18 protein-coding genes are annotated in these 24425 nt (G+C 66.3%); 9 read left to right on the plus strand and 9 right to left on the minus strand.

Annotation, left to right across the window (positions count from 1 at the left end; all coding sequences use genetic code 11):
• Positions 1 to 72: 72 nt before the first annotated feature.
• Both AC4PTB_RS10035 and AC4PTB_RS10040 read right to left on the minus strand, forming a co-directional pair.
• The gene (locus tag AC4PTB_RS10035) at positions 73 to 1677 is read right to left on the minus strand and encodes a carboxyl transferase domain-containing protein (protein ID WP_492189829.1); all 1605 of its coding nucleotides are present in this window, start codon (positions 1675 to 1677) and stop codon (positions 73 to 75) included.
• Entirely contained in the window at positions 1674 to 2834 is a 1161-nt protein-coding gene (locus AC4PTB_RS10040; RefSeq protein WP_492189830.1) for an acyl-CoA dehydrogenase family protein, read from the minus strand. Before AC4PTB_RS10040 ends, AC4PTB_RS10035 begins: the two co-directional genes overlap by 4 nt.
• A gap of 385 nt (positions 2835 to 3219) precedes the next feature.
• On the opposite strand from AC4PTB_RS10040, the gene AC4PTB_RS10045 reads away from it, so the two are divergent.
• Entirely contained in the window at positions 3220 to 3825 is a 606-nt protein-coding gene (locus AC4PTB_RS10045) for a putative pterin-binding protein (RefSeq protein WP_492189831.1), read from the plus strand.
• A 33-nt stretch (positions 3826 to 3858) separates the two neighbouring features.
• Positions 3859 to 6570, plus strand: a complete 2712-nt coding sequence (locus tag AC4PTB_RS10050) for a hybrid sensor histidine kinase/response regulator (RefSeq protein ID WP_492189832.1) — start codon at positions 3859 to 3861, stop codon at positions 6568 to 6570.
• A 112-nt stretch (positions 6571 to 6682) separates the two neighbouring features.
• On the opposite strand, the gene AC4PTB_RS10055 is transcribed toward AC4PTB_RS10050, so the two are convergent.
• Genes AC4PTB_RS10055 through AC4PTB_RS10065 form a run of 3 tightly spaced genes read right to left on the minus strand, consistent with a single transcriptional unit; the run spans position 6683 to position 9754 of the window.
• Positions 6683 to 7879, minus strand: coding sequence for a DegT/DnrJ/EryC1/StrS family aminotransferase (locus AC4PTB_RS10055; protein WP_492189833.1), 1197 nt, complete (start codon positions 7877 to 7879; stop codon positions 6683 to 6685).
• Positions 7876 to 9087 (minus strand): MFS transporter, encoded by a 1212-nt coding sequence (locus AC4PTB_RS10060; RefSeq protein WP_492189834.1) that lies wholly within the window; start codon positions 9085 to 9087, stop codon positions 7876 to 7878. Before AC4PTB_RS10060 ends, AC4PTB_RS10055 begins: the two co-directional genes overlap by 4 nt.
• Positions 9080 to 9754: an HAD-IA family hydrolase gene (locus AC4PTB_RS10065; RefSeq protein WP_492189835.1), complete on the minus strand. Its 675-nt coding sequence runs from the start codon at positions 9752 to 9754 to the stop codon at positions 9080 to 9082. Before AC4PTB_RS10065 ends, AC4PTB_RS10060 begins: the two co-directional genes overlap by 8 nt.
• A 93-nt stretch (positions 9755 to 9847) precedes the next feature.
• On the opposite strand from AC4PTB_RS10065, the gene glmU reads away from it, so the two are divergent.
• Genes glmU through AC4PTB_RS10080 form a run of 3 tightly spaced genes read left to right on the plus strand, consistent with a single transcriptional unit; the run spans position 9848 to position 13845 of the window.
• Complete coding sequence (glmU, locus tag AC4PTB_RS10070) at positions 9848 to 11194, plus strand: bifunctional UDP-N-acetylglucosamine diphosphorylase/glucosamine-1-phosphate N-acetyltransferase GlmU (protein WP_492189836.1); 1347 nt, start codon at positions 9848 to 9850, stop codon at positions 11192 to 11194.
• A complete protein-coding gene (gene glmS / locus AC4PTB_RS10075) occupies positions 11195 to 13009 on the plus strand; it encodes a glutamine--fructose-6-phosphate transaminase (isomerizing) (protein WP_492189837.1) in 1815 nt (604 codons plus the stop codon). It begins immediately after the preceding gene.
• Positions 13006 to 13845, plus strand: coding sequence for a DNA alkylation repair protein (locus AC4PTB_RS10080; protein WP_492189838.1), 840 nt, complete (start codon positions 13006 to 13008; stop codon positions 13843 to 13845). Before glmS ends, AC4PTB_RS10080 begins: the two co-directional genes overlap by 4 nt.
• Before the next feature lie 42 nt (positions 13846 to 13887).
• On the opposite strand, the gene AC4PTB_RS10085 is transcribed toward AC4PTB_RS10080, so the two are convergent.
• Together AC4PTB_RS10085 and AC4PTB_RS10090 are read right to left on the minus strand one after the other, a co-directional pair.
• On the minus strand, positions 13888 to 14655 hold the full coding sequence (locus AC4PTB_RS10085) for a gamma-glutamyl-gamma-aminobutyrate hydrolase family protein (RefSeq protein ID WP_492189839.1): 768 nt from the start codon (positions 14653 to 14655) through the stop codon (positions 13888 to 13890).
• Positions 14656 to 14749: 94 nt separating this feature from the next.
• Positions 14750 to 15178 carry a SufE family protein gene (locus AC4PTB_RS10090; RefSeq protein ID WP_492189840.1) on the minus strand — a complete coding sequence of 143 codons (429 nt, stop codon included), beginning with the start codon at positions 15176 to 15178 and terminating at the stop codon, positions 14750 to 14752.
• 157 nt (positions 15179 to 15335) lie between these two features.
• Between AC4PTB_RS10090 and AC4PTB_RS10095 the strand changes: the two genes are divergently transcribed.
• Entirely contained in the window at positions 15336 to 15824 is a 489-nt protein-coding gene (locus tag AC4PTB_RS10095; RefSeq protein WP_492189841.1) for a hypothetical protein, read from the plus strand.
• A 72-nt stretch (positions 15825 to 15896) separates the two neighbouring features.
• On the opposite strand, the gene AC4PTB_RS10100 is transcribed toward AC4PTB_RS10095, so the two are convergent.
• Positions 15897 to 17777, minus strand: coding sequence for an elongation factor G (locus AC4PTB_RS10100; RefSeq protein WP_492189842.1), 1881 nt, complete (start codon positions 17775 to 17777; stop codon positions 15897 to 15899).
• Between the two features lie 141 nt (positions 17778 to 17918).
• On the opposite strand from AC4PTB_RS10100, the gene metZ reads away from it, so the two are divergent.
• The 3 genes from metZ to AC4PTB_RS10115 all read left to right on the plus strand — a co-directional run bounded on the left by metZ (position 17919) and on the right by AC4PTB_RS10115 (position 23000).
• Positions 17919 to 19118, plus strand: coding sequence for an O-succinylhomoserine sulfhydrylase (metZ, locus tag AC4PTB_RS10105; RefSeq protein WP_492189843.1), 1200 nt, complete (start codon positions 17919 to 17921; stop codon positions 19116 to 19118).
• A gap of 210 nt (positions 19119 to 19328) precedes the next feature.
• Positions 19329 to 20420 carry a GTP cyclohydrolase FolE2 gene (folE2, locus tag AC4PTB_RS10110; protein ID WP_492189844.1) on the plus strand — a complete coding sequence of 364 codons (1092 nt, stop codon included), beginning with the start codon at positions 19329 to 19331 and terminating at the stop codon, positions 20418 to 20420.
• Positions 20421 to 20585: 165 nt separating this feature from the next.
• On the plus strand, positions 20586 to 23000 hold the full coding sequence (locus AC4PTB_RS10115) for an ATP-dependent helicase (protein WP_492189845.1): 2415 nt from the start codon (positions 20586 to 20588) through the stop codon (positions 22998 to 23000).
• Positions 23001 to 23225: 225 nt separating this feature from the next.
• Here the strand turns inward: AC4PTB_RS10115 and rnd are convergent, their stop codons facing one another.
• The gene (gene rnd / locus AC4PTB_RS10120; RefSeq protein WP_492189846.1) at positions 23226 to 24380 is read right to left on the minus strand and encodes a ribonuclease D; all 1155 of its coding nucleotides are present in this window, start codon (positions 24378 to 24380) and stop codon (positions 23226 to 23228) included.
• Between the last annotated feature and the right edge of the window lie 45 nt (positions 24381 to 24425).

The following is a 24425-nucleotide window of genomic DNA, read 5'->3' on the forward strand; positions in this document are numbered from 1 at the left end:
GGGATATTTGTGGCAAGATAAAAGCCATCCCCTTTATCTTGCTGCAAAGATCCCCGCCGGAGGCATTGAAAGTTACATGCGGAAGATCCCGAAGCGGGTGGCATCGATCGGCGCGCAGAGGCTGGCGGAGAGCGACAGCGCCAGCACTTCGCGGGTCTTGCGCGGATCGACGATGCCGTCATCCCAAAGCCGCGCCGAGGCATAGAGCGGTTGGCTTTGCCGCTCGAACATCTCCAGCGTCGGGCGTTTGAATTCGGCTTCTTCCTCGGGCGACCACTGCCCGCCCTTGCGCTCGATCCCCTCGCGCCGGACCGTGGCCAGAACGCCCGCCGCCTGTTCGCCCCCCATCACCGAGATGCGCGAGTTGGGCCAGGTCCAGAGGAACCGGGGCGAATAGGCCCGGCCCGCCATGCCGTAATTGCCCGCGCCAAAGGAGCCGCCCACCAGCAGCGTGATCTTGGGCACATTCGTCGTGGCGACAGCCGTCACCATCTTGGCCCCGTGCCGGGCGATGCCCTCGTTTTCATACTTGCGCCCGACCATGAAGCCGGTGACATTTTGCAAGAAAACCAAGGGGATATTGCGCATCGAGCAAAGCTCGACGAAATGCGCGGCCTTTTGCGCAGCCTCGGAAAAGATCACCCCGTTGTTGGCGATGATGCCGACCGGGCAACCCTTCACATGGGCAAAGCCGGTCACGATCGTTTCGCCGAAGCGCGGCTTGAACTCGTCAAAGCGCGAGCCGTCGACGGTGCGGGCGATCACCTCGCGGATGTCATAGGGCGTGCGCAGATCCGCGGGCACGACGCCGAGGATCTCCTCGGGATCATAGGCCGGGTCTTCGGGCGCCTGCCAGTGCACCGTCGCGGGCTTGGCGCGGTTGAGGTGGCTCACGGCCCGCCGCGCCAAGGCCAGGGCATGGGCGTCATCCTCGGCCAGATAATCGGCGACGCCCGAAAGCCGGGTGTGCACATCGCCGCCGCCCAGATCCTCGGCGCTGACGACCTCGCCGGTGGCGGCCTTCACCAGGGGAGGACCGGCGAGGAAGATCGTGCCCTGATCCTTCACGATGATCGTCACATCCGACATCGCGGGCACATAGGCGCCGCCCGCGGTGCAAGACCCCATCACGACGGCGATCTGAGGAATGCCCTTGGCGCTCATCCGCGCCTGATTGTAGAAGATACGGCCGAAATGGTCGCGGTCGGGGAAGACCTCGTCCTGATTGGGCAGGTTGGCGCCGCCACTATCCACCAGATAGACGCAGGGCAGCGCGCAATCCTCGGCGATCTCCTGCGCGCGCAGATGCTTCTTCACCGTCATCGGGTAATAGGTGCCGCCCTTCACCGTGGCGTCGTTGGCCACCACCATGACCTCCTGACCGCAGACCCGGCCGATGCCCGCGATCACCCCGGCGCAGGGGGCCGCGCCGTGATACATGCCATGCGCGGCGGTGGCGCCGATTTCCAGAAACGGGCTGCCGGGGTCCAGAAGCGCCGCCACCCGCTCGCGCGGCGCCATCTTGCCGCGCGCGGTGTGGCGTTTCGTGGCCTCGGGCCCGCCGCCCGAGGCCGCCTGGGCGGCGGCTGCGCGCACATTGTCCAGAAGCGCCAGATGCGCGGCCCTGTTGGCGCGGAAGGTTTCGGAACTGGGCAGGACGGCGGAAGAGAGTTTCATTGCGCCCCCAGCAGTTCGCGGCCGATCAGCATGCGGCGGATTTCCGAGGTGCCCGCGCCAATCTCCATCAGTTTCGCGTCGCGGAAAAGGCGCGAGACGGTCGAGTCATTGAGGAACCCCGCCCCGCCCAGCGCCTGCACCGCCTGATGCGCCTGCACCATCGCCTGTTCGGACGCATAAAGCACCGTCGCGGCGGCATCCTGGCGCGTGACCTCGCCGCGGTCACAGGCTTTCGCCACCTCGTAGGTATAGGCGCGCGCGGTATTGGCCGCGACATACATGTCGGCGATCTTCGCCTGCATCAGCTGGAAAGTCCCGATCGGCTGGCCGAACTGCTCGCGCGTCTGCGCATAGGGCACAACCTCGTCCAGACAGGCCATCAGGATCCCCGTCCCGATCCCCGAAAGCACCACACGCTCATAGTCCAGCCCCGACATCAGCACCCGCACGCCCTTGCCCTCGGCGCCCAGCACGTTTTCCGCGGGCACCTCGCAATCGTCAAAGAACAGCTGCGCCGTGTTCGAGCCGCGCATGCCAAGCTTGTCGAAATGCGCCGAGGTCGAAAAGCCCTTCATCCCCTTCTCGATGATGAAGGCGGTGATCCCCTTCGAGCCTGCCTGCGGATCGGTCTTGGCATAGACCACCAGCGTATCGGCATCGCAGCCATTGGTGATCCAGTATTTGTGCCCGTTCAGCACATAGACATCGCCGCGCCGTTCCGCCCGCAGCTTCATGCCGACGACATCGGACCCCGCCCCCGATTCACTCATCGCCAGCGCGCCGATTTTCGCGCCCGAAACCAGATCGGGCAGGTATTTGCGTTTCTGTTCCGCCGTGCCGTTCAGCTTCAGCTGGTTGACGCAGAGGTTCGAATGCGCCCCGTAAGACAGCGAGACCGAGGCGGAGACACGCGCAATCTCTTCGGTCGCCACCACATGCGCCAGATAGCCCATCCCCGCGCCGCCGTAGTCCTCGGGCACGGTGATGCCCAGAAGCCCGAGCGACCCCATCTCCGCCCAAAGCGCGTTCGGGAACAGGTTGTCGCGATCCACCGCCGCCGCCATCGGCGCCAGCCGGTCACGCGCCCAGGCCTGCACCATGTCGCGCAGCGCAGCGATGTCTTCCCCCAGATCGAACCGCATCGAGCCTGCGAACATCTTCCCCTCCCCGGATTATTGAACGCTTGTTCATTTGTTTCCGCAGCGGGTGATTCCGTCAAGCCGACGTGCCGCAACGTCACATCTTGGAGGCGAGCCGCGAAAGGACAGCGCGCCCGTTGTCCGCCCCCGCAGGCAAGGCCCCTGGCACGAAAATCTCGGCCCGAGCTTTTCGCGCAGGGGTTGCAGAAAGATAATCTTAAAGAAAACAGGATATTTGAACTCCGCGGCGGGAGGTTTCCGACGCGCGCCGGAAGCGTCGCGGAACGCCCCTGTCGGCGGGCACGCCTGTCCTTTCGGACAGGAAACAGACTTAATCCCGCATGGCTTCACCGGGGGCTATGCGAAAATCCCGCGATCGTGCATGATCCAACGGGGGAAAGACATGCGTATCTTCACCACGACGGCCAAGGCCGTGCCGATCCTGAGCCGCTCCCTGCTGGTCGCCGCGGGTCTCGCCCTTGCGGCGCATCCGGCGCTGGCCGAGCGGGCGTCCCCATCCGCCCCTTCGGCGGCCGGGACCGCGCTGCCCGCGCTTGCGGGGCCGGTCCTGCTGACCGTCACGGGCCGGATCGCGGGCGCTGAGGGCACCGGGGACAGTCCGGGGGGGGACAGTCCGGGGGTTGCCAAGTTCGACGCCGCGAGGCTGGCGGCGCTGCCGCGGCGGGAATTCACCACCTCGACGATCTGGACCGAGGGCGTGCAAAGCTTCTCGGGGGTGGAATTGCGCAGCCTGATCGATCATCTGGGGGTTACCGGCGGCACGCTGAAGATCACCGCGGTCAATGATTATTCGATACAGATCCCGGTTTCCGAGGTGGCGGCGGGCGGTGCCCTGCTGGCCGACCTGCGCGACGGCAAGCCAATGACGGTGCGCGACAAGGGCCCGCTCTGGCTTGTCTATCCCTATGATTCGGCGTCAGAATTCAGAAACGAAGTCGTCTACTCCCGGTCCGTCTGGCAGGTCGACCGGATCGAGGTCATGCCTTAACCCGGGGAGCCTGCCCCCTTTCGTATCGGTTTCATGTCGGACAGTTTCCCCTCGTTTCTCGATCCGCGGCGGCGCCTGCGCCCGTACCTGCTCGCAGGGCTCGTCGTGGTGTTCCTTGCTGTGGTGGGGGCGCTTTACCGCTACGGCGTGATGGTGCAGTCGGAAATCGACAATCTCGCCATCGCCAATGCCGACAGCCAGCAATGGACGCTCGCCCAACTCGAGGTGGAATATTTCCACATGGACAGGGCACTGCTGCGCGCCCGCCCCGAAGCGCCGGAAACGATGGCGGAATTCGGCCGCAGCTTCGATATCTTCTACAGCCGCGTGCAAACGATCATGGAAGGGAACGGCTTTGCGGGCATCGTCACCCCCGCGGTTGCCGGACCCGAGATCGCCCGCATCGACGCCTTCCTGCAACAGACGGCAAAGCTGGTCGATGCCGGCCCCGGGGCGCTTGGCCCCGCCCTGCCCGAGCTGCGCAGCCGCGCCGGAGCGCTTGAGGAGGATGTGCGCAAGATCTCGCTGGAAGGCGTGCGCGAATTCGCCAGCCGGGCGATGGCGCAGCGCGAACGGGTGTTCTCCTCACTGATGCTGCTCGCCTCGCTGACCACGGCACTTCTGGCCGCGATCACCGCGGGGCTGGTGATCACCTGGTCGCTGTGGCGCTTCGGGATGCGGCAGACCGGCTCGCTCTCGGCGGCGAAGGCCCGGCTCGAGGCGGTGATCGGCACCTCCATCGACGCGGTGATCGTCGTCGATCACGAGGGCAAGGTGCTGGAATTCAACGGCGCCGCCGAACGGGTCTTTGGCTACAGCCGCGACGAGGCGGTGGGGCAGCATCTCAACGACCTGATCGTGCCCGAGGCAATGAAAGCGGCGAAGGTGGCGGGGTTCAAGCGCTATCGCACCGGCGGCGTGCCGCGGATTGCCGGACACGGGCTGATCGGGCTGCAGGCGCGGCGCAAGGACGGCTCGGTCTTCCCGGCCGAGATTTCGGTGACCGCGACCCGGATCGGCCGCAAGGAAATCTTCGTCGGCTACATGCGCGACATCACCGATCGCGTCGCCGCCGAAAAAGAGCTGATCGACGCGCGCGACGCGGCGATGGCGGGCGAACAGGCGCAGGCGGAATTCGTCGCGGTGATGAGCCACGAGATGCGCACGCCGCTGAACGGGCTGCTCGGCACGCTGGAACTCTTGCGCGAAACCCCGCTCGATGCCAGCCAGACCGCGCTGCTCGCTTCGATGCAGAAGGCGGGCGAAATCCTTTTGTCGCATGTCAACAACACGCTCGATGTCGAACGGCTCGATGCGGGCAAGCTCTCGCTCGCGCGCGCGCCCTTTGCGCCGATGTCGGTGCCGGACGAGATCGTGCAGATGCAGGCGGCGGCGGCGGCGGCGCGCGGCAACCGGCTGACGACGCGCGCGGTGGGCCGCCTGCCCGAGGCGGTCGAGGCCGATGCGATGCGGATAAGGCAGGTGCTGCTGAACCTCGTCGGCAATGCGATCAAGTTCACCCGCAAGGGCACGATCACCCTCGAGGCGGACTATCGCCGCGATCAGGGCCAGCTGACCTACCGGGTCATCGACACCGGCATCGGCATCCCCGCGGCCGAGACCGAGCGGATCTTCGACGATTTCGTCACGCTTGACCCCGAGCTTTCGCGCGAGGCGACGGGATCTGGGCTGGGCCTGTCGATCGCGCGGCGGCTGATGCGGGCGATGGGCGGCCAGATCGGGGTGGAGAGCGTCCCCGGACAGGGCTCGACCTTCTGGATCACCCTGCCCGCGCCGGTGGTGCTGAGCCTGCCCGTCCCGGCGGCGCCCGCGCCGGTGCGGCAGCCGCCCGCGCCCGCGGCGCCCGATGCGGTGTCCGATGCCGCGCCCAGTGCCGTCTCCGGTGCGGCGCCTGATGCCGTGCCCTGTTCCGCCGAGGGCGGCCCGGCGCAGCGTCTGTCGGGCGCGATCGAGGTGCTGGTGGTCGAGGACAATGACATCAACCGCGTCGTGCTGTGCGAAATGCTGCGCCGCGCCGGGCACCGCATCGCGGAGGCGCGCGACGGCGTCGAGGCGGTCGAAAAGGCGGCGGAGCGTCGCTATGACGTGATCCTGATCGACCTGAACATGCCGCGGATGAACGGTGTCGATGCGACCTGGGCGATCCGCGCCGGGGCCGGGCCAAACCACAAGACGCCGATCATCGCGGTCACGGCGAATGTCCTGCCCGAGGCGCGCAACCAGCTGGAGGCGGCCGGGGTCTGCCGGGTGATCTCGAAGCCGATCACCCGCAAGATGCTGGATCAGGTGCTGGCCGAGGAGCTTTGCCCGCGCTTGCGTCAACCGTCGCCGCCCGCCCCCGCGCCCGCGGCGCAGATCGGGCTGCCGCTGGTTCAGGACGAGACCCGGGCCGAGCTGGCGCAATCGCTGGGACCCGAGATGATGGCGCAAACCCTGCAGCGTTTTCTGAGCGAGGGCGCGGCGATGATCGCGGCGCTGACGCCGGCTTCGGCGCAGAATCAGCCCGCGGACACCGCGGCGCTGGCGCATAAATGCGCCGGTTCGGCGGCGCTGCTCGGGGCGGAACGGCTGCATCACCAGCTCAAGATGATCGAGGGGGCGCTGCGGATGGCCACGCCGGGAACGGTCCCCGATGCGGCGACGCTCGCCGCCCTTGACGGGCTTACCGCGCTCTGGAGCGAGACCCGGACCGCGCTTGAAACGGCGCCCGCGTCCCAGGGCTGAGGACTGGGTGCCCCGACATTGCCGTCGTGCGGCGGAGCGAAAGGGTCGGGACGCAGGATTTCGGCACCGCGCGGCTGAAGCTGGCCGATATCACGCGGCGCCTTTTGCGCGATCAGGCCTGAGCGCGGCGGATTTCCTCATCAAGGATACGGGCGATCAGCGCCACATCGGCCTCGCAGAAGGTCAGCGGCAGCCGCAGATCGAGCAGCCCGGCCAGCACCGCATCGGTGCGCGGCAGCGCCTGCGCGGGGGCAAAGCGCCAGCTTTGATGGCGCGAGGTGAAGGCAACGGGTTCCGCTGCGCCGAACCATTTCAGCTCCACCCCCCGCGCGGCGCAGGAGGCGACAAGGGACAGGATGCGCCCGCCCGCCCAGCCGGGCAGCAGGAACTGGAAGGACGAGCCGACAAAGGCCTCGGCCTGGGGCCGGGCGATCAGCCGCAGCCCCGGCGTGGCGACAAGCCCCGCCTCCAGCGCCCGGTAAAGCGCGTTCCAGCGCCCGATCCGGTCCGGCAGCACCGGGATCTGCGGCCGCAAGATCGCGGCGCGCAGATTGTCCATCCGCCCCGAGACATTGGGCGTGTCGTATTTCAGCCCTTCGAACACCTCGGGCGGGGGGGCGGCGGCGTGCCGGGAATAAAGCATGTAAGACCCGGAAAGCAGGATCATTTTCGCCATCAGGACGGGATCGTCCGAGACGATCAGCCCGCCCTCGCCCGAATTCATGTGCTTGTAGGTCTGCGTGGAATAGCAGCCCACCGCCCCATGCCGCCCGGAGGGCACACCGCGCCAGCTGGCCCCCATCGTATGGGCGCAATCCTCGATCACCAGAAGCCCGGCTTCCGTCGCAATCTCCATCAGCCGGTCCATGTCGCAGATATGGCCGCGCATGTGGGACAGAAGCAGCACCCGGGCGCCCGCGGTTTTGGCTTTGGCTTCAAGGTCTTGCAGATCGATCACCAGATCCTCGGTGACCTCCACGAAGACCGGCTCGGCGCCGAGCGCAGCGATCGCCCCGGGCACCGGGGCCAGGGTGAAGGCATTCGTCAGCACCCGGTCCCCCGGGCCGACGCCCGCAGCCCGCAGCGCGCAGCCCATCGCATAGCCGCCCGAGGCGACCGCGAGGCAATATTTCGCCCCGGTGAAGGCGGCAAACTCGACCTCCAGCGCCGCCGCCGCGCCGATCTCGCCCGGCGCGACGTTGTAGCGATGCAGCCGCCCCGAGCGCAGCACGGCGACGGCGGCGGCGATGGCCGCCTCGTCGATCGGTTCCTGCTGGGTGAAATTGCCGGTGAAGACCGTGTCCGTCATGTCTCTTTCCTGCGCAGCAGCATGATGAAAGGCACCGCCAGCAGCGCCGCGGCGGCGAAATAGGCGGCATCGGGGCTTTGCACCGGCGCCGCGTCGGAGAGGAAGAAACCGAAGACCTGGGCGAAGAACAGCGTCCCCGCCAGCATCATCAGGTTGGTGACCGCGCCCAGCCCGCCCTGCAGCGCGCCCTGTTCGCTTTCGGGCACCCGCGCCGACATCATCGCGGTCAGCGCCGGTTGTGCAAAGCCCTCGGGGCCGTGGAAGATCAACAGCACGACGACGCCGACGATGCCGGGCACAAGCCCGTAGCCGAAGGCGGCCAGACCGGCGATGGCAAGGCCAACAAGCGCCGCCCGCCGCTCGCCGATGCGCGCGACGACGGGGCCGGTGAAAAGCCCCTGAAACAGCGCCCAGACGATGCCGAAAGCGGCGAGGGAAACGCCGATCGTGACCTCGGACCAGCCGAATTTCGCGATCCCCCAATAGGACCAGACCGCCGGATAGACCGCCGAGGCGAAGAAATAGAGCGCATAGATCGCCACAAGCGGCAGCACCCCCTTGTGGCGGCGAAAGACGGTGAGGATACCGAAGGGGTTGGCCTCGCGCCAGACCACGGCACGGCGGTTCTCGGGCGCAAGGGTTTCGGGCAAGGCCCGAAGCCCCCAGAGCAGATTGAGCGCGGCCAAGGCGGCGGCGGCCCAGAACGGCACCCGCGGCCCAAAGGCGCCAAGCAACCCGCCCAAGGCTGGCCCCAGCACGAAGCCAAGCCCCAAAGCCGCGCCCAGCCAGCCAAAGGCACGGGCGCGGTCCTCGGGGGCGGTGAAATCGGCGACATAGGCATTGGCGATGCCCTGCGTCGCACCGCAGATCCCCGCCACGATCCGCGCAAGGAACAGCCACAGAAGCGAAGGCGCCAGCGCGCAAAGCACATAATCGACGCAAAGCCCGGCCAGCGACAAAAGCAGCAGCGGCCGCCGTCCGAAACGGTCGGAGAGCGCCCCCAGAAGCGGCGCCATCAGGAACAGCGCCAGCGAATAGGCCGCGTAAAGCCAGCCCCCCACCTGCGCCGCATCCTGCAGCTGCAGCCCGCCCACATCCTCGATCAGATGCGGCAGCACCGGCAGGATCAGCCCAAGCCCGGCCATGTCGAAAAAGACGACGATCAGGATGAAGACCGTCGCACGGCGGGGGTTTGGCACCTCAGCCATGACGCGGCAGGAATTGCGCCACGCGCGGAAGCAGATCGGCGAAACTGTCGAGCAGGGCCTCGGGCGCCAGCCGTTCGATCGCCCGGCCCTCGGGACCGAAGGCGACCAGCAGACAGGGCACGCCCGCGGCGCGCGCCGTTTCCCGGTCAGTCACGGTGTCACCAACCAGAAGAGACCGCGCGACCGTGCCCCCCGCCCGCGTCACCGCGGCATGATAGGGCGCGGGATCGGGCTTGCGGGTGGGCAGCGTGTCGGCACCGACGAGCGCATCGAAAAGCGACGCGACCCCCAGGGCATCAAGCAGTTGCACCGCCAGCGCCTCGGGCTTGTTGGTGCAGATCGCGGTGCGGTAACCGGCGGCCCTGAGCGCGGCCACCGCCCCCGCCGCCCCTGGATAAAGCCTTGAATGCACGCAGATATTCTTGCCGTAATGCAGAAGCAGGCGGTAGTAATCCTCGGCCACCAGCGGGCCGGGATCGGGCGTGCCCAGCCGCGCATGGCCCAGCGCCAGCATCGCCCGCCCGCCCTGAAAGGCGGTCAGCGCATCGGTGACCGGATCAAGCACCGCCTCAAGCCCGCGGGCGACAAAACAGGCATTCGCCGCCGCGATCAGATCGGCCGAGGTATCGGCCAGCGTGCCGTCCAGATCGAAAACCACCGTGCCCATTGTTGCGCCCCCGAAAGATTGCGTGATCCTCGCCCTCTTGCGGCGAGATAGGGTATCGGTAAAACAGGCGAGAGCAGAAGAAAAGGCGTTCCCATGGCCATTGCCCTTATCGTCCTTGCCGCCGGGCAAGGCACCCGGATGAATTCCGACCTGCCGAAGGTGCTGCACCGCCTGGGCGGCGCGCCGCTTCTGGCGCATGCGCTGGCGGCCGGGCGCAGGCTGGACCCCGAGCGGGTGGTGGTCGTGGTCGGTCACGGCGCCGATCTGGTCGAAAAGGCCGCGCGCAGGATCGAGCCCGAGGCCGGGATCGCGCTGCAGGCCGAGCAGCTGGGCACCGGCCATGCGGTGGCGCAGGCGCTGGCGCAGATCCCCGGCTTCGAGGGCAAGGTGGTGGTGCTTTACGGCGACACCCCCTTCATCACCGCGGAAACGCTCGAACGGCTGGTGGAAAGCACGGCCGATGTTGTCGTGCTGGGGTTCGAGGCCGCCGATCCGGGCCGCTACGGGCGGCTGATCGCGGTGGGCGACCGGCTGGAAAGGATCGTCGAATTCAAGGATGCGACAGCAGAGGAACGCGCGATAACCCTTTGCAATTCCGGGGTGATCTGCTGCGATGCCGGGCTTTTGGCGGCCCTTGTGCGCGAGCTGAAAAACGACAATGCGGCGGGCGAATATTACCTGACCGACATCGTGGGCCTTGCCCGCGCCAGGGGTCATCTGGCCGAGGTGGTGCGCTGCGACGAGGCCGAGACGCTGGGCATCAACACCCGCGCCGAGCTTGCCGCCGCCGAGGCCGCCTTTCAGGCCCGCGCCCGCGCCGAGGCGCTGGACAACGGCGTGACGATGGTCGATCCGTCCACGGTCTATTTCGCGCTCAACACCTGCATCGGGCGCGATGTGGTGCTGGGGCCGAACATCGTCTTCGGCCCCGATGTGACGATCGAAAGCGGCGCCACGATCGAGGCCTTCTGCCATCTGGAAGATTGCCACATCTCGCGCGGCGCCACGGTCGGGCCGTTTGCGCGGCTGCGCGGCGGGGCGGAGCTGGCCGAGGATGTGCATATCGGCAATTTCGTCGAGGTGAAGAATGCGATCCTGGGCGAGGGCGTCAAGGCCGGGCATCTGAGCTATCTGGGCGATGCCGATGTGGGTGAATTCACCAATATCGGCGCGGGCACGGTGACCTGCAATTATGATGGCGTGTTCAAGCACCGCACCACCATCGGCGCGCATGCTTTCATCGGCTCCGATACGATGCTGGTGGCGCCGGTGACGGTGGGCGATGGCGCGCTGACCGGCTCTGGCTCGACGATCACCGAGGATGTGCCGCCGGGCGCCGTCGCGCTGGGGCGCGCAAAGCAGGTGGTGAAACCGGGGCTGGCGGTGAAATTGTTCGAACGGCTGCGCGCGCAGAAGGCCGCGCAGAAGAAAGGCGCTTAAATGTGTGGAATCATTGGCGTTCTGGGCAGCCATGAGGTGGCGCCGCTGCTTGTGGAAAGCCTCAAGCGGCTGGAATATCGCGGCTATGACTCGGCGGGCATCGCCACGGTGAACGACGGCAAACTCGACCGGCGCCGCGCCGTGGGCAAGCTGGTGAACCTGTCGGACCTGCTGGTGCATGAACCGCTCGCGGGCAAGGCGGGCATCGGTCACACCCGCTGGGCGACGCATGGGGCGGCCACCACGGTCAATGCGCATCCGCATCGCTCGGGGCCGGTGGCGGTGGTGCATAACGGCATCATCGAGAATTTCCGCGAGCTGCGCGCCGAGCTGGCCGAGGCCGGGATCACGCCCGAGACGCAGACCGACACCGAGACCGTGGCGCAGCTGACCCGACTTTTCATCGACCGTGGCCTGTCGGTGCGCGAGGCCGCGGTGGCGACGCTGCGGAAACTTGAGGGCGCCTTTGCGCTGTTGTGGCTTTTCGAGGGCGAAAACGATCTGATGATCGCGGCGCGCAAGGGTTCGCCGCTGGCCATCGGGCACGGCGAGGGCGAGATGTTCGTCGGCTCGGATGCGATCGCGCTCTCGCCCTTCACCGACCGCATCACCTATCTGGCCGAGGGCGATCATGCCTTCGTCACCCGCGCCGGGGTCGAGATTTTCGACGCCGAAGGGCGGCGGGCGAACCGGGAAGAAACCCGGATCGACCTGTCCTCGACCCGGGTCGAAAAGGCCGGTTACAAGCATTTCATGGCCAAGGAAATCGCCGAACAGCCGGTGGTGCTGGGCGACGCGTTGCGCCACTACCTGACGCAAGAGGGCGTCAACCTTCCGGCAGAGCTGGATTTTTCCGGCCTTGATCGGCTGACGCTGGTGGCCTGCGGCACGGCCTTCTACGCCTGTTCGGTGGCGAAATACTGGTTCGAGCAACTGGCGGGCCTGCCCTGCGAGATCGATGTCGCCTCCGAATTCCGCTATCGCGAGCCGCCGCTGCCCGAAAACAGCTATGCGATCTTCGTCAGCCAATCGGGCGAGACCGCCGATACCTTGGCCGCGCTGCGCTATTGCGCGGAAAAGGTTCGCAAAACCGTCGCCGTGGTGAACGTGCCCACCTCCTCGATCGCGCGCGAGGCCGATCTGGCGCTGCCGATCCTGGCGGGCATCGAGGTCGGCGTCGCCTCGACCAAGGCCTTCACCTGCCAGCTTCTGGCGCTCGCGGTGATGGCGCTGAAGGCGGGGATCGACCGCGGCCATCTGCGCCCCGATCAGCTGGCGGGCCATCTGGAGACGCTGCGCGCGCTGCCCGGGCTGATGAATGCGGCGCTCTCCACCTCGGACGAGATCGCGAAACTGGCGGGGCAGCTGGCCGAGGCGCAGGACATCCTTTTCCTTGGCCGCGGGCCGATGTATCCGCTGGCACTGGAAGGGGCGCTGAAACTCAAGGAAATCAGCTACATCCACGCCGAGGGCTATGCCTCGGGCGAGCTCAAGCACGGGCCGATCGCGCTGATTGACCGGATGGTGCCGGTGATCGTTCTGGCGCCGCATGACCGGCTGTTCGACAAGACCGTCTCGAACATGCAGGAGGTGATGGCGCGGCATGGCAAGGTGCTTTTGATCACCGACGGCAAGGGGATTGCGACGGCGGCCGAGGGCACCTGGGCCAGCCTGCGCCTGCCCGAAGTGGCCGAGCCCTTCGCGCCGATCCTTTACGCCCTGCCCGCGCAACTGCTCGCCTATCACACTGCCATCGCCAAGGGGACCGATGTCGATCAGCCGCGCAATCTGGCGAAATCCGTGACGGTGGAGTGATGGGACGCAAGCGCGGCACAAGGGTGATCGTCGCCGAGGACCGCCCGCTGACCGAGGCGGAAGCGGCGCTGGCCGCCGAGGCCGCGGCCTATGCCGCCTCGGATGCCGATTACACGCAATACGAGGAAACGACCGGGGAAGACGACCTTGGCCCGCCGCCCACGCTGGCCGAGGCGATTGCCGCGCTCGAAGCCTGCGGCGATGCGGAAAAGGCTTTGGGCGCCGCAGCTTATCATAAGGTGGACCGGCGCTATCTGGGCGTGCCGGTGCCCTTGATCGAGGATATGGCGCGGCTTTGGCGGGCGCAGGCGACGCTCGAGGAACGCATCGCGCTGGCCGACGGGCTCTGGCACAGCGACATCCACGAGGCGAAGATCGCGGCGGCGAAACTCTTGACGCAGGCGCGCATCCGCCCCGATGACGCGGTCTGGCGCACCATCGCGGATTGGGTGCCCGGCTTCGACGCCTGGGCGGTGGCCGATCACGCCTGCAATGCGGGCGGGCGGCGGCTGGCGGGCGCCCCGGAACGGCTTGACGAGATCGAGACCTGGCTTGACGCGGAAAACATGTGGACCCGCCGCGCCGCGCTGGTGATCACCCTGCCCTTCACGAAATCGAACCACCCCGACGCCGCCGAACAGGCCGCCCGCGCCCGCGTGCTCGGCTGGTGTGTCCGCCTTGCCCCGGACCGCGACTGGTTCATCCAGAAAGCCATCGGCTGGTGGCTGCGCGAGCTGTCGAAACACGACGCCGAAGCCGTGCGCCAATGGCTTGCCGAGCATGGCACCACGCTCAAGCCCTTTGCCCGCAAGGAAGCCTCGAAATACCTGAAATAGCTTCGGCTTTTTCTTGGCCCAAATACGCCCTTTCGCCGCCCGTCACCGGCGCGCGGCGGCGAAGTCCCGCACCGCAGCGCCAAAGGCCTGAAACAACGGCCGCGACACCGGATCATTCGCCGCATTCCATTCCGGGTGCCATTGCACCGCCAGGGTGAAGCCCGGCGCATCATCCACGAAAATCGCCTCGGGGGTGCCATCCTCGGCCCGCCCCTCGATCACGATGCGCGCCCCGGGCTGGCAAATCCCCTGCCCGTGCAAGGTGTTGGTCAAGACTTCGGTGCGCCCGAACAGGCGCGCAAAGCGCCCGCCCGGGGTCAGCAAAACCTTGTGGCGCAGCGCGAAAGCCTCTTCCAGCGTGCCCTCGGGCGGCATGCGGTGGTTCATCCGCCCCGGCAAGTCGCGGATTTCGGGGTGCAGCGTGCCGCCCATCGCCACGTTGACCTCCTGAAAGCCGCGGCAGATGCCGAAAAACGGCTGCCCCGCCGCCACGCAGGCCCGCACGAGCGGCAGCGTGATCGCATCGCGGGCACGGTCAAAACTGCCGTGCTTGTCGGTTTCTTCGTGGCCATATTCCGACGGGTGGATGTTCGGCCGCCCGCCGGTCAGCAGAAAGCCGTCGCAGACCCGCATCAGCTCGGCAACCGAGACCATCGCCGGATCGGCGGGGATCAGCAGCGGCAGACAGCCCGCAACATTGGCCACGGCGCAGGAATTCATCTGCCCGCCCTCGTGGATCGGATAGCGGTCGTTGATCAGCCCGCGGTTGCCGATGATCCCCACGACCGGGCGATGTCCGCTCTTGTCCATGTCATGCTCCTTTCGCGAAACCGTAGCAAAGCCACGTGCTTGCGCAAAGGGGGACGGCCCGCGCAGGATCTGTGCAAAGGTGCAGGGCCGGGGTTCAGGCGGCGGCGGCCTCGGCGGCCAGCTTGCGGATGCGCTCGACCATCGCCGCCAGCCCGTTCGAGCGCTGGCTGGACAGATGCTCGTTCAGGCCAAGCCGCCCCATCTCGGCTTTCGCATCGACCGCGCCCACCTCGGCCACCGTCAGACCGGCGTAAAGCGCATGCAGAAGCGCGATCAGCCCCTGCACGATCATCGCATCGGACGCGCCTTCGAAATCGAAAACCGCCCCCGGCCCCGTGCCCGAAATCCGCGGCATCAGCCAGACCTGGCTGGCGCAGCCCTCGACCTTGGTGGCGGGCACTTTCAGCGCGTCATCCAGCGCGGGCAGCGCCTTGCCCAGTTCGATCACATGGCGGTAGCGCTCCTCCCAGTCGTCGAGGAAGTCGAAGGTTTCGGCGATCTCTTCGAAAGCGGGGCTGGCCATGGGAAACTCCTGCGTTTTCCCTTGCCTAGCCTTCACGCGGCGGCGCGGCAAGAGGCGCGAGAGCCCGCGCGCAAGCGCCGGGCCAAACGCCGCTTTTCAAACCGGGCCGGATCGGCTACCCAAGTCAGGACTGACCCCAGCCCGTCCGAGGTGCCCGATGTTCCTGCCTCTCCGCCCTGCCCCCGTGGCCCTGTCGCTTGCCCTTGCGCTGGCGCTTTCGGGCTGCGGAGCGTCGAAGCTGAACCCGTGGAACTGGTTCAAGCATGAAGAGGTGACGACGCTCGAACCGAAGGAAGGCTACCCGGATGTGCAAAAAGACCCGCGCGAGCTGATCGCCCAGGTCACCGCGCTTGAGGTGAAACAGACCCAGGGCGGCGCGATCGTCGCCGCCACCGGCCTGACGCCGACGCAGGGCTGGTGGGGGGCGAAGCTTCTGGCGGAAAACAACGGCAAGCCCGTCGATGGCGTGATGACCTATCGCTTCGTCGTCGCCTGGCCTGATCCGGGCAGCCCGGCGGCAAGCCGCGTCAGCACCGCGCAATCGCGCGAGGTGACGGCGGCGGCCTTCATCACCAATGTCCGGCTGGCCGAGGTGAAGAAGGTCGTGGTGATCGGCGCGGGCAATCAGCGTGCGATCAGCCGCTAAGCCCGGCAAAGCCAAGGGCAAAAGAACAAGGGGCGGCCCCGCAGGACCGCCCTTTTTCCGTCGCATCCGCCCTCAATATTGCTCTTCGTAGTGATCAAGCGTGGCGGTGAAGCACGCCGTGCCGCGGGTGGCGCCGCCGAGCGACTGGAACAGCTCGGGCAGCGAGGAGGCGGGCATCAGCGCCTCGAACAGATCCCAGCCCTTCGCCGCCGGATCGGCCGCAAAGCCCAACACCTGCCCCTTGAGCCCGGAAACGAGCGGCGACAGCCCGCCCGCATAGGTCGAGGGCACCGAGATCACCACCTTGCTGACCGGCTGCAGGACGACGGTGCCGATTTCCGCCATCGCCTCGCGCAGCGCCATCTTGCCCGCGGTGCGGAAGGCGTGATCGGAACTGTCCACCGCATGATGCTTGCCATCCGACAGGTTCACCGCCAGATCCACCACCGGATGCCCCTTCGGCCCCGCCGTCAGCGCCTCGCGCGCCCCCGCCTCGACCGAGGGGATGTAGTTGCGCGGCACCGCGCCGCCCTTCACCGTTTCGGTGAAGCGGAAGCCCTCGCCGCGGGCCAGCGGGCTGACCTCGATCACCACATCGGCAAATTGCCCCGCGCCGCCCGATTGCTTGCGGTGGCGGTATTGCTTTTGCGCCGTGCCGGTGATGGTTTCGCAAAGCGCCGCCACCAGCGGCGCGGTGCCCAGCTTCAGCCCGAAATCGGCCTCGAGTTTTTCCAGCACCCGGCGCAGATGCAGCGGTCCTTGCGTGCCCAGCACGGTCTTGCCCGTCGCCGGATCGGTGCCAAGGCTCAGCCCCGGATCGATTTCCAGCAACTTCGGCAACGCCGCCGCCAGCCGGGTCTCGTCGCGCTCGTTTTCCGGTTCCAGGATCAGCCGGTGGTTCGCCGGATGCGCCGCCATCCAGTCGGGATTGGGCAGCAGGCCTTCGGCGGTGTAAAGCGGCCCGGTCAGGCTCAGGTGATCGGTTTTCACCGTCAGCCCGATTTCGCCCGGCTTCAGCGCCCCAAGCTGGGTCTTGCCATCAAGATCGACGATCGACCCCACCGCGGCGCCGCACAGCTTCGCCCCGGGCGCGACCCCCTCGGCCAGCGCGCGCACCAGCACCGTCTTGCCCAGATGCTTGACCGTATCGGCGAGCGCCCCCACCGCCAGCGCGCCGATGCGGGCGCGGGTCTCGGCCACGTCCGGCACTTCATGACGCAGGCTTTTCATCAGCCGCATCATGCCGTTGCCATGGCTGGCCGAGCCCAGCAGCGCGGGCAGAAGATCGTGATGTTGCAAGACCTTGGTCGAGACCTCATAGACCTCTCCGGTCATCGGCGCCTGATCTTCGATCAGCTCGGTCAAAAGCGCTTCGTCGAAATCGGCCAGATGTTCCAGCAGCTCCGCCCGCGCCTCGGCCTCGCGCTCGCGGATTTCGGCGGGCAGCTCCATCAGCGAAGAGCGCGCGTGATCGTGATATTCCCAGGCGCGTTCGGAAATCAGATCGACCGCGCCGATCACCTGACCGTCCTTGCGGATCGGGATCTGCCGCAGCACGATTCCATGCGGGCAAAACGCCTGCAACGCCGCCACGATTTCACTGGTGCGGTCCTGGGCGATGTCGATCTTGTTGATGAAGATGAAGGTCGGCAGGGCCGCGGCCTCGATCAGCCGCAGATAGGGCGCGCAAAGCACCGCCGCCTCGGTCTCGGCGGGCACGCACAGGACCACGGCATCCGAGGCGGCCAGCATCGGGCCAAGCTGCGGCAGGTGATCGGCGCCGCCCGGCGCCTCCAGCAGCGCCCAATCCTCCCCCATGAAAGCGAAACGCGTGACCGCGGTTTCGCCGAAAAGCACATGTTTGCGCGGTTTGGCCCCTTCGAGCGTGGCCAGCGCCCCGGCAAGCGTGGTCTTGCCGGCCTGCGATGGGCCTACGATGGATACGACTTTCATTGGGCACCTCCTCGGATCTGTTGCGCCGGTCATTTTCCGGGCACATGTGATTCTTCTAAAGGTTTGAACGGCTCCCGGCCTTGACCCATGCCAAACAGCGGCTTATCCGAAGAAATTCCGCCAGATCCCGGGGAGACGACGATGAGCGAGTGGCGCACACGCACGAAACTGGTCCACGAGGGGATCCGGCGCAGCCAGTTCGGCGAAATGGCCGAAGCGCTGTTTCTGACCCAGGGGTTCATCTACCCCTCGGCCGGGGCCGCCGAGGCGCGCTTCATCGAGGCGGGCGAGGATGAATTCATCTATGCCCGTTACGGCAACCCGACGACGCGGATGTTCGAAGACCGGATGGCCGCGCTAGAGGGGACCGAGGACGCCTTTGCCTGCGCCTCGGGCATGGCGGCGATCAATGGCGCGCTGACCTGCGGCCTCAAGACCGGCGATCATGTCGTCGCGGCGCGGCAGATGTTCGGATCGTGCCTGCATGTGCTGAAAGTGCTGGCGGGCTTCGGGGTCGAGGTGACACTGATCGACGGTGCCGATCTTGAAAACTGGCGCGCGGCGGTCAAGGCGAACACGAAGATCTGCTTCTTCGAAAGCGTCTCGAACCCGGGGCTGGAAGTCATCGACATCAAGGGCGTGGCCGAGATCGCCCATGCCGTCGGCGCCATTGTCGTGGTCGACAACGCCTTTGCCAGCCCGATCTTTTCGCGCGCCGTGGACCTTGGCGCCGATGTCATCGTCTATTCGGCAACGAAACACATCGACGGCGGCGGCCGGGTGCTGGGCGGCGTCGTCTGCGGCACGCGCGACTTCATCCGCGGCCCGCTGGAAACCTATGTCAAGCACACCGGCGGCGCGATGAGCCCGTTTCATGCCTGGCTCTTGCTCAATGGCCTGCAAACGCTGGATCTGCGGGTGCGCGCACAGGCGGCCTCGGCCAAGGCCGTCGCCGAGGCGATCGAGGGCCATCCGCATCTGAACCGGGTGATCTATCCGGGCCTGCCCAGCCACCCGCAACATGCGCTGGCGATGGCGCAGATGGGCGCGGGCGGCACGATGCTGGGGATCGATTTCGAGGGCGGCAAGGAGGTGGCCTTCCGGTTCCTCGACGCGCTGGATGTGGTCTCGATTTCGAACAACCTTGGCGATGCGAAATCGATCGCGACGCATCCGGCGACGACGACGCACAAGAACCTGAGCGATGAAGACCGCGCGGCAATCGGCATCACCCCCGGTCTGGTGCGGATTTCCTTTGGCATCGAGGATACCGCCGATCTGATCGAGGATATCCACTCGGCGCTGGAAGTCGCTTTGGGCGAGTGCGGCGAGGCGGGCTGAGCGCGGATCAGCCGCAAGGCTTTGAAATCGCGGGGGTCTTGGAGGATTAGGGGACGCGATGCGCCGCCCCCTCTTTCAACCCTGACGCGAATTACATCGCAGTTTAGAAGATTTCCCCGACGCTTTCGTCGTTTCTTGTGCAACTTTGGTTGGACTTTCCGCGTATCACTCCCATATCGAATTTTGCGCGACAGGCGAAAGGGAGACGCCATGAACATCCACGGACGCATCGACACGCCGGACGCGGACGAAGCAAGAGCCGCCCTTGAAGTTCTGCGGGCTTTCGCGGCGCAGGCCCATCCCACCGAGGTGGCGGGGCTTGATCCGGCCATCGCCCGTCTGTTCAACCCGGTGCCCGGCCCCTACCCGGAGCTGGCCCGCGTCTATGACACCGAGTTCCGCCCCGATGACGCCTACAAGGCCGCGATGCCCGATCTGCAGAACGGTCCCGCCTCGCTGATCCGCGGCGCCAAGACCCGGATCGAGCATGTCGGCATCTCGAACTTCCGCCTGCCGATCCGCTACAAGCTGCGGGACGGTGGCGACGTGATGCTGGAAACCTCGGTCACCGGCACCGTCAGCCTTGAGGCCGAGAAGAAGGGCATCAACATGTCGCGCATCCTGCGCAGCTTCTATGCCCATTCGGAAAGCGAATTTTCCTTCGAGGTGATGGCGGCGGCGCTGGATGACTATATCGACGATCTGGAAAGCTTCGATGCGCGGCTGATGATGCGGTTTTCGCTGCCCTTGCAGGTGGACAGCCTGCGCTCGGGCCTGCGCGGCTGGCAATATTACGACATCGCGCTGGAACTGGTGGAACAGGCGGGGGTGCGCACCAAGATCGTGCATCTGGATTACGTCTATTCCTCGACCTGCCCCTGCTCGCTGGAGCTGTCGGAAGATGCCCGCATCCGCCGCGGGCGGCTGGCGACGCCGCATTCGCAACGTTCGGTGGCGCGGATTTCGGCGGTGATCGAGCCGGGCAAGGTGCTCTGGTTCGAAGACCTGATCGAGATTGCCCGGGCGAATGTGCCGACGGAAACCCAGGTGATGGTGAAGCGCGAGGATGAACAGGCCTTTGCGGAACTCAACGCCGCCAATCCGATCTTTGTCGAAGATGCGGTGCGCTCTTTCGCGGCGGGGCTGATGGCCGAGCCGCGGGTGGGCGATTTCCGCGTCATCGCCAGCCATCAGGAAAGCCTGCACAGCCACGATGCGGTGGCCGTGCTGACGGAAGGCCCCACTTTCGCCAGCACGAGCCTTGATCCGAAACTGTTCGCATCGCTTGTGCATGCCGGGTGACGCGATGCGGAAGGCGCCCCTTCCGCCCGTGTGACCCGCGCCCCCCGGGGGATCTGCGACCGGCATCGGGTTTGCCGCGCGCCGATCCCCCGGGGGTTCGTATTTGCGGGAACAAAAACCGAACAGGCCTTGGCTTTGCCCGCGCGCAAGCTATAGTGGCGCCCCATGAGCAGTATCCTTGATGATGACGATTTCGGCGGGCTGAGCCTGTCGCAACGCGCCATGATGGCGGCGCGAGGGCCGGTGGGCCGCGCCGATGACAGCACGTATTTGGATGCCCTGAATGAGGCGCAACGGAGGGCAGCCGATACGCTCGATGGGTCGCTTCTGATGCTTGCGGGCGCTGGAACGGGTAAGACCAAGACCTTGATGGCGAGGGCAAAGCACCTGATCGCGTCCGGTCGGGCGCAGCAATACCAGATTCTTGCGGTGACCTTCACCAACAAGGCCGCGCGCGAAATGCGCGAGAGGTTGACTGCCGATCCCTATTACTTGGAGGAACCAGGGCTGGAATGGCTCGGCACCTTCCACTCTATTTCCGCCAAGCTGTTGCGCCGCCACGCCGAGCTTGTTGGCCTCAAGCATAATTTCACCATTCTGGATACCGACGACCAGATCCGGCTTTTGAAACAGCTGATCGTCGCCGCGAACATGGATGAAAAGCGCTGGCCCGCGCGGCAACTGGCCGGGCTGATCGACAGCTGGAAGAACCGCGCCTGGACGCCCGAACATGTCCGCGGCGAGGAAACGGCGCATTTCGACAACCGCGGATCGGAACTTTACGCCGCCTATCAGGAGCGGCTGCGCACGCTGAACGCCGTCGATTTCGGCGATCTGCTGCTGCATATGGTGACGATCTTTCAGCGTCACCCCGACGTGCTGGCCGAGTATCAGCGGCGCTTCAAATATATCCTCGTCGACGAATATCAGGACACCAACACCGCGCAATATCTGTGGCTGCGGCTTCTGGCGCAGGGGCATCGCAACATCTGCTGTGTGGGCGATGACGACCAGTCGATCTACGGCTGGCGCGGCGCCGAGGTGGGCAATATCCTGCGGTTCGAAAAGGATTTTCCGGGCGCCGTGGTGGTGCGGCTGGAACAGAACTACCGCTCGACCGAGCATATCCTGGCCGCCGCCTCGGGGCTGATCGCCGCCAACCGCGACCGGCTGGGCAAAGAGCTGTGGACGGCGGAAAAGGGCGGCGAAAAGGTCCGTCTGATTGGCCATTGGGACGGCGACGAGGAAGCGCGCTGGATCGGCGAAGAGATCGAGAGCCTGTCGCGCGGCACCCGCGGCCTTGATCCCATCCCGTTGAACGGACAGGCGATTTTGGTCCGCGCCAGCCATCAGATGCGGGCCTTTGAAGACCGCTTCCTGACCATCGGCCTGCCCTATCGCGTCATCGGCGGCCCGCGGTTTTATGAACGGCAGGAAATCCGCGATGCGATGGCCTATTTCCGCCTCGCCGTGTCGCCCGACGATGATCTGGCCTTCGAGCGGGTGGTGAACCTGCCCAAGCGGGGTCTGGGCGACAAGGCGCAGGCGATGATCCGGACCTGCGCCCGTCAGGCCGAGGCGGGTCTGGTGATGGGGGCGAAAGCCGCGCTGCAACAGGGCGCGATCGGCGGCAAGGCGGCGGGCGCTTTGCGCGCGTTCCTCGACGGCATCGGGCGCTGGCATGCGGCGGTGCTGGAGAATGCCGATCACGTGCGGCTGGCCGAAACCATTCTGGAGGAGAGCGGCTACACCGAGATGTGGCTGAAGGAAAAAGCCTCTGAAAAGGCTTCAGGAAAGGAAAACGAGGCCGAAGGGCGGCTGGAGAACCTGAAAGAACTGGTGAAAGCGCTCGAAGGCTTCGAGAACCTGCAAGGCTTCCTCGAACATGTCGCGCTGATCATGGAGAATGACAAGGACCAGTCCGAGGACAAGGTCTCGATCATGACCCTGCATGCGGCGAAGGGGCTGGAATTTCCCGCCGTCTTCCTGCCCGGCTGGGAAGATGGGCTGTTTCCCAGCCAGCGTGGATTGGACGAAGCAGCGCAACGAAATGGAAATGTCGGATGGCTGCGCGCTAAAGAAGAAGAACGAAGACTGGCCTACGTAGGTATCACACGCGCAGAAGTGCTGTGCACGATTTCCTTTGCGGGCAACCGCCGCGTTTACGGGCAATGGCAGTCGCAGCTGCCGTCACCCTTCATCGACGAATTGCCTGTCCAGCATGTCGAAATCCTGACCCCGCCCGGACTTTACGGCGGCGGTTTCGGCGCGGCGACGCAGACCGGCTTTGGCAGTCTGGAGAGCCGCGCGACCAAGGCCGATGTCTACAATTCCCCGGGCTGGAAACGGATGGAAAGCCGCGCCAGCACGCCGCCGCGGCCCAAGGCGCGCACCGTGACGACGGTGGACAGCCTCGCCTTTGGCGTCGGCGACCGGGTGTTCCATGTCAAATTCGGCTATGGCGAGGTGATCGATCTGGAAGGCGATACCGCCTTGATCGAATTCGACAAAGCCGGATCGAAACATGTCAAGGCCGGGTTCCTGAAACCCGCCGTGGGGCTCGACGACGTGCCGTTCTGAGCATGTTTCGGGCGAAAAGGGAAAGGCACTGCCTTTCCCCGCCCGCATCGCAACAGTCGCCGCACGACCGTTTCACCAAGCGCAACAAAGGCCTGCGTCCCGCCCCGGCGGCGCGAATGCGCCCGCCGATGGCGGGGCGGGCGCAGGCCGAGGGCCTTTGGGCCCTCGGAGGTCAGGGGGAAATGCTGCGCGGGGCCTCGGCGATGGCCTCGGCCCGATCGGGCGTCAGACCTGCACCACCCGCACCGAGCCGCCCGCAGCGGTCAGCGCGATCTCGCCCTTGGCCAGCCGCAGCGCATCATTGCCAAAGACATCAAGCCGCCAGCCGGTCAGCGCGCCGACATCGCGCTTGCCCGCGGCGATCCGGTCGAGATCCGAGGCGGTGGCGATCAACTTCGCCGCCACCCCGGCCTCTTCGGATTTCGCCTTCAAAAGCACCCGCAACAGATCCGCCAAGGCCGTGTTCACCTGCAGCTGCGCATCTTCATCGGGCACACGCGGGAAATCCTCGGGCTTGGTGTCAAGCCCCGCCTTCACCGCCGCGATGATGCCCTCCGCAATGTCGCCCCGCCGCGCCTCGCGCAGCAAAAGCCGCGACTTGCCCAGTTCATCAAGCGACACCGGCTTCGTCGAGGCCAGCTCCAGCAGCGCATCATCCTTGAACACGCGCGAGCGCGGGATGTTCTTGCCCTGCGCATAAGCCTCGCGGAAGCGGGCCAGTTCGCGCACGACGGCCATGAAGCGGCCCGAATTCGTCCGCGTCTTCACCCGTTCCCAGGCTTCCTCGGGGCGGGTGATATAGGTCTCGGGGTTCAGAAGGATCGCCTCCTCCTCCTCGACCCATTTCTCGCGGCCGGATTTCTTCAGCTCTTTCGAGAGGAATTCATAGATCACCCGCAGATGGGTGACATCGGCCAAGGCATAGGCCTTTTGCGCATCGGTCAGCGGGCGGCGCGACCAGTCGGTGAAGCGCGAGGTCTTGTCCAGCGACTGCTTGGCGATCTTTTTCACCAGCGTCTCGTAGCCGACCTGCTCGCCAAAGCCGCAGACCATCGCCGCAACCTGGGTGTCAAACAAGGGCAGCGGAAAGACCCCGGCCTCGGTGAAGAAAATCTCCAGATCCTGGCGGGCGGCGTGGAAGACCTTGACCGTGGCCTGATGGCGGAACAGGTCGTAAAGCGGTTCCAGCGACAGCCCCTCGACCAGCGGATCGACCAGAACCGCCTCGCCGTCCTTACCGGGAAGCGCCATCTGCACCAGGCAGAGCTTCGACCAGTAGGTGCGTTCGCGCAGGAACTCGGTATCGACCGTCACATAGGGGGCAGCCTTGGCGCGGGTGCAGAACTGCTCCAGTGCGTCGGTGGTGGTAATCGTCTGCATCGTGCCTTTCCCGGGGATCGCGGGGTCATCCCGCCATGTCTCCGG

This window comes from Rhodobacter sp. 4.3.4 (genome assembly GCF_058724655.1).